Annotated in this window: 1 protein-coding gene and 2 pseudogenes; 1 reads left to right on the forward strand and 2 read right to left on the reverse strand. The window is 62.1% G+C overall.

Annotated features, from left to right (window positions below):
• Window positions 1–879, reverse strand: a pseudogene (locus U9983_RS26710) (RHS repeat domain-containing protein); the annotation flags it as partial.
• Window positions 880–910: 31 nt separating this feature from the next.
• On the opposite strand from U9983_RS26710, the gene U9983_RS26715 reads away from it, so the two are divergent.
• Window positions 911–1,084, forward strand: coding sequence for a hypothetical protein (locus U9983_RS26715; RefSeq protein ID WP_322756662.1), 174 nt, complete (start codon window positions 911–913; stop codon window positions 1,082–1,084).
• Window positions 1,085–1,432: 348 nt separating this feature from the next.
• On the opposite strand, the pseudogene U9983_RS26720 reads toward U9983_RS26715, so the two are convergent.
• A pseudogene (locus tag U9983_RS26720) lies at window positions 1,433–1,927 on the reverse strand (hypothetical protein); the annotation flags it as partial.

Consider the following 1,927-nt stretch of genomic DNA (forward strand, 5'->3'; position numbering starts at 1 on the left):
GCGGACGTTCGCACTACCCGCGGTGGTCGGGACCCCGAACGGATCGAACGCCTTCTGATCGGTCAGGCCGGCGCCGTTCGTGGTGAACGCCGCCACCACATCCCCGTGCGGGTCCGCCAGCGGCACCCACGCCCCACCCGGCGTACCCAGGCCGATCAGATCCCCGTCCGGATCCCGGGCATAGGTCGACGTCCCGTCCGCGACCGGCTCCTTCTCCACCCCGGCGTAGCCCAGCGTGGTGCTGTTACGGACCGCGAGCCGATCCAGGCCGTCATAGCCGTACGTCGTCGTCCCCGACGTACTGTCCGACACCAGCCGATCAAACCCGTCAAACGTCGTGGTCGCGGTCGTGCCGCCCGCGGTCCGGGTCGCCCGCGTCCCCAACGCCGTATACGTATACGTCGCCGTCCCATCGGAGGTCAGCCGGTTGCGCTCATCGAACGTCGCCGCGGTGCCGCCCACCGCGGTGCGGTTCCCCGCCCCATCCCAGCCGTAGCTCGTCGTGACGTTCGCCGGGCTCGTCCACGACGTCAACCGGTCCGCCCGGTCATAGCCGAAGCTCTGACTCCCCGACCCCGCCAACGCCGCCGGACTCAACGTTTCGGTCAGCCGATTGTCGTTGGCATCGTAGCTGTAGGTCGCCGCCCGCAACGTCCCACCCGGCCCGGACAGCGTGTCCGCGGTCGTCCGACCGAGATTGTCGTAGCCGAAACTGCGAACCGCCCCACCCGACGCGTAGGTCACCGACGTCAGCTGGTCGGCGTCGTCATAGCCCAACGACCGGGTACCACCGGTGGCCGCACCGGTCGTGCTCGTCAGATCATCCCGAGCGTTGTACCCGAACGACGAACTGCCCGCCGGCCCCGACCCGGCCGTCAACAGATCCCGATCGTTATAGGTAAACGACTGGGTGCCGACGGTCCGGGTTGCCCGCGTCCCCCGCAACCCGGCACACGGCGTCTACGAGTTGACATCCGTCACGCCAGCCGAGGTGAGCCGAGCCGCCGACCTCGTGGAGAAATCGCCCAACCTGCCATCCGGTATCGTCAACACTGTCATTGCCACCGCCGCCATGACCGCTTGACTTCACCAAGTCTTAAAGATGCGCTTGGGAGTACTCGATTGCCCACAATATGATACTTAGAGCGACTCCATCAGCCTGCGGATCGATAATCAACCTAGCCGACTCCCATTCTTCATCGAAGCCTCTAAAAACAGCAAACGTGGCGGCAGCCTGATCGCCGTCCATAACTCTGAATTCTAATGCGCGATCAGCACCTTCTGTACGAATCACCTCAACACGAACTCCTGCAATCATAAAAAACGCCAAAGTAGCCTCCGATAAATCAGGATATTTCTATAATACTAGCTCGTAGCCCCTACCGGCGGGGTTGACTACCCCCAATATCCAAAAAAATCCCCGTTCATTGAACTAGTCCAAAAACGTTTCGAAAAATCCATTTTGATCAAATCTTGCACCAAGCCCGTTCGGCAAACGTAGATCCCACGTATTCGACCACAAACCGCGGATTCGACCACGTTCCGCCTTCCAAGCGCCTTCGGGATTTTCCAACATCTCCTTAAGAAGATTTTCACCGGCGGTATTAAATGCATCCGGATTCTTGATTCCCGCAATCTGTGGCCAAGCAGACGAATTACTCCGGCCAAGCTTCTTCGCGAGCGCATTGCCCGCCATGGTCAATTCACCCCTTTTGTCGCTGGGGTCGATCCGTAGTCCTGACTCGAATGCTTTATCAAGATTAACGGGATCGTCGTCGGGGTTGGGGGGTGAGTCGGGGAAGGTAGGCGGGGCGGGGGGTTTGCCGCCACCGGGTGGGCGGCCCTTGCCACCCGCGGCCGGATCAGGTCCGGGCTCGTCCGGCAGACAGGCAGTCGCCAGCGGCGACGGACCCCCCGCCGAGGCGCA

Origin of the sequence: Protofrankia sp. Cas3 (genome assembly GCF_963555955.1) — a bacterium.
GTDB lineage: Bacteria > Actinomycetota > Actinomycetes > Frankiales > Frankiaceae > Protofrankia.